We start from the raw sequence: 3,137 nt of genomic DNA on the forward strand, positions 1-3,137 counted from the left end.
CTTTGAGAAATTCTGCAGCAATCAGCAGGCCAGATTCCTCACAGAGCACTCATTCTGACCTAAAGCGATAACCAGTGACCATCAACACTGGTGTTGGCGGGGCGCTGCGAACCGGCTATCGATACGCGATCCGCGAGGATTACGAGTACGTGATTCAGGTCGATGGCGACGGTCAACATGACCCATCATATATTCCTGACTTGCTGGACGCTGCGACCGAACACGACATGGTAATCGGAAGTCGATACTTGAATGAGAGCTACGAGCGTTACCCATGGATACGCCGGCTCGGTATTCGCTTTTTCACGTCACTCATCAATCGTCTTGGTGGAATCGAAATCACTGACGTGACAAGTGGCTACCGTGTCTATCGAGGAGCAGTACTCGAACAAATAATTCACCGTACTGATACTCACTGGGCAATCGAGCAGACACTGGATGCTGCAAAGCAAAACCTCCGAATCAAAGAGGTATCGGTCGAGATGCCAGTAAGAGAGACCGGCCAATCACATCTCACCCCGGATCTCTTGTTCGTCTACCCGCTACGGATGGCCGATACGATTCTTCGTGTAATGGTGTTTAGATAACATGAACGCGCCCGAAGTAGTTAACATAGTAACGTTTGTGGTCGGGTTCGGGTTACTATTCAACGGCTACAGTCTCCTCGTGCAGGGCCGTGAGGACATCGCGCTGGTGTTGCTGTCATTTGGGGCCGGTCTCGGTCTCGTCGTTGTCTCGGTGTTTCCGGGCGGTTTCGGCATCATCGCGCCGATCATCGGTCTCGAAATCGGGACCCGCGCCATGCTTGTCATCTCAAACCTCTCGCTATTCGTCGTCGTAGTCTATCTGCTCAATCGCACAGGCGGATTGCAGAACAAGGTCTCACAGCTCAACGAAGAACTGAGTCTACTCAAGCACGACATCAACGAACACGATGAGTAATCGTGCCGTGCTCTCGGTCGATTTCGAACTCTTCACCCAGACGCCGGCGTACCGCAGCGCGCCGGGTACCACCGACGAGAAGGATGTTGGTCTCGCAGCCGGCACGTATCTGCGACAATCTCTTGACATACACGACGCACGAGCGACGTTCTTCGTGGTCTCCAGCGTTGCCGAGCGTCACCCCGAAGTCATCAGAGCGTTCGCTGAAACAGGCCACGAGATCGGCTCGCATACCCACACCCACGCGGTACTCACCGACCTTGACGTGGCTGCGCGGCGCGATGAACTGAAGCACTCGCGAGCGCTGCTTCGAGACATCACCGACCAGCCAATTGATGGGTTCCGTGCTCCTGTCTTTGCCCTTCCACCGGACCATTTTGAACGGTTAGACGAGGCAGGGTACACCTATGACTCCAGTATCGCCCCCTGCCGACACATTCCGGGGTGGTACGGCGGCGAGTATACGGTTGATAGACCTGTTCCGGCAACTCAAATTCGGCCTGAAGCACCCACAGACATCACTGAACTCCCGGTGAGTGTAATGCCAGGTCTCCGACTGCCACTCACCGGCACGTGGATACGCTTTTTCGGCCACCGGTACACTCTCCTCGGAATGAAACTCCTCGCGCGTCGAGGCATCACGCCAGTTCTGTACGTCCATCCGTGGGAACTCGTGGATCTTCCACCTGTGGAGGGCGTGCCGAAGCGCGTGTACTGGCACACCGGCAAGTGGATGCGTCGCACGCTCCGGCACCTTCTCGGGAGTTCGTTCGAGTTCGTCACCGCGAAGACAGCTATCGAGGATGCCACCGCACCCGCTGGCGACGGTTTGCTCACCAGTTGTTCGGGGAGGACATAGCGTGGTGACGATTCGTCAGTGGGGAAGGCGAATCCTCAAATACGGTATCGGTATCCTCGCGCTCGGTTGGATACTAAGACAGGTCACGTTTGAACAGGTAGTGACTCTGTTGCAGGGCATCGAGCCAGAAATCTTTCTCGCGGTTATCGCCGTGACCGGATTCGGTCTCGCCGCCCGATTTTACACGTGGCATGTGCTTTGCAATCGCTTCCAGCGGACGGAGTTCACAGCGGCTGCGAACACCGATCTCATCGTAAATTTCGTCAACCAGCTCCTGCCGTCACGGCTCTCCGGACGGGCCATCGCACCGTTTGTCGTACGCGAGAAGTCCGGAGTGACGTATCCCGGTGCGGTCGCGGTTGCGGGCGTTCACACGGGGTTGTACGCGGTGCTCTACGGGGCTGTCTCGGTTGTTGGATTCGCACTCGTCTATCAACAATTCTCGCCAGCACTTGGGCTGGTGCTCCTCCTTTCGACCGCCCTCTACGTCGGTGCCGGCGCAGCCGTCCTGTTCGCCGGAACACGTCTCGATACGATGGATGCGCTTATCACACGCCTGGCGGCCATCGAGCGAGTACCAATAGTTGGCGACCGACTCGCTACCCTGATCGAAAAGCTCCCAGCATTCGCTGGAGCTTCTGCCGAGTCCTTCGACGAACTCGCTTCCGACCCAGCTATCGTTGTTCGGTATGCCGCGGGCTGGGCGGGCGCGATGGTGCTTGCGCCCGGCCTCCGAGTGTGGCTGTTGCTCACCGCGTTCGGAGTGGGTTTCGAGCCAGCGGCCCTTCTCCCAGTCTACCTCATCATGGCCTATAGCGTGACGTTGTTACCGCTCACGCCCGGCGGTATCGGTGTCACCGAAGCGACCGCCACTGCGGTGTTCGTCGCACTCGGTGTTCCTAGCAGCGTTATCGTTCCTGTCGTGTTTCTGGACCGTTTCCTTGGAGTGTATCTGCCCGCACTGGTCGGATGGTATCCGTCGCTCCAAATAGATTTCTCGACACTCGCCACCGAGTAATGAAAACACGTTTCTCCGAGAGTGTGGACGTTCACCCATGACGCGAACGTTCGTCGTCGGACTCGATGGGGCGAGTTGGCGGTTACTCACACCGTGGATCGAGGCCGGCGAACTCCCGAACATCGCGGCACTCCGTTCCGAGGGGACGTGGGCCGAACAGCAGAGTTGCCTGCCACCAGTGACGTTCCCGAACTGGAAGTGTTATTCATCCGGCAAGGATCCAGGTGGGTTCGGCGTATACTCGCTAGTTGTCCACTCTATCGATCACGGTACGAGCAGATACGTTGAAAGAGACCAGACGTGAGGCGGGATCAGAGT

General features: G+C 57.3%; 4 protein-coding genes and 1 pseudogene. All 5 read left to right on the forward strand.

Features of this window, described 5'->3' with window-relative positions; genetic code table 11:
* The first annotated feature begins 74 nt into the window (after positions 1–74).
* On the forward strand, positions 75–587 hold the full coding sequence (locus tag ACQUQO_RS17985) for a glycosyltransferase family 2 protein (RefSeq protein ID WP_435079994.1): 513 nt from the start codon (positions 75–77) through the stop codon (positions 585–587).
* A 1-nt stretch (position 588) separates the two neighbouring features.
* Complete coding sequence (locus ACQUQO_RS17990) at positions 589–942, forward strand: DUF2304 domain-containing protein (protein WP_435079996.1); 354 nt, start codon at positions 589–591, stop codon at positions 940–942.
* Positions 935–1,801 carry a polysaccharide deacetylase family protein gene (locus tag ACQUQO_RS17995; protein ID WP_435079998.1) on the forward strand — a complete coding sequence of 289 codons (867 nt, stop codon included), beginning with the start codon at positions 935–937 and terminating at the stop codon, positions 1,799–1,801. Before ACQUQO_RS17990 ends, ACQUQO_RS17995 begins: the two co-directional genes overlap by 8 nt.
* A gap of 4 nt (positions 1,802–1,805) precedes the next feature.
* Complete coding sequence (locus tag ACQUQO_RS18000; protein WP_435080000.1) at positions 1,806–2,819, forward strand: lysylphosphatidylglycerol synthase transmembrane domain-containing protein; 1,014 nt, start codon at positions 1,806–1,808, stop codon at positions 2,817–2,819.
* A gap of 37 nt (positions 2,820–2,856) precedes the next feature.
* Positions 2,857–3,090 (forward strand): annotated as a pseudogene (locus ACQUQO_RS18005) (alkaline phosphatase family protein); the annotation flags it as partial.
* Positions 3,091–3,137: the final 47 nt, after the last annotated feature.

Source organism: Halococcus sp. AFM35 (assembly GCF_051195015.1).
In the GTDB taxonomy this organism is placed as follows: Archaea; Halobacteriota; Halobacteria; order Halobacteriales; family Halococcaceae; genus Halococcus.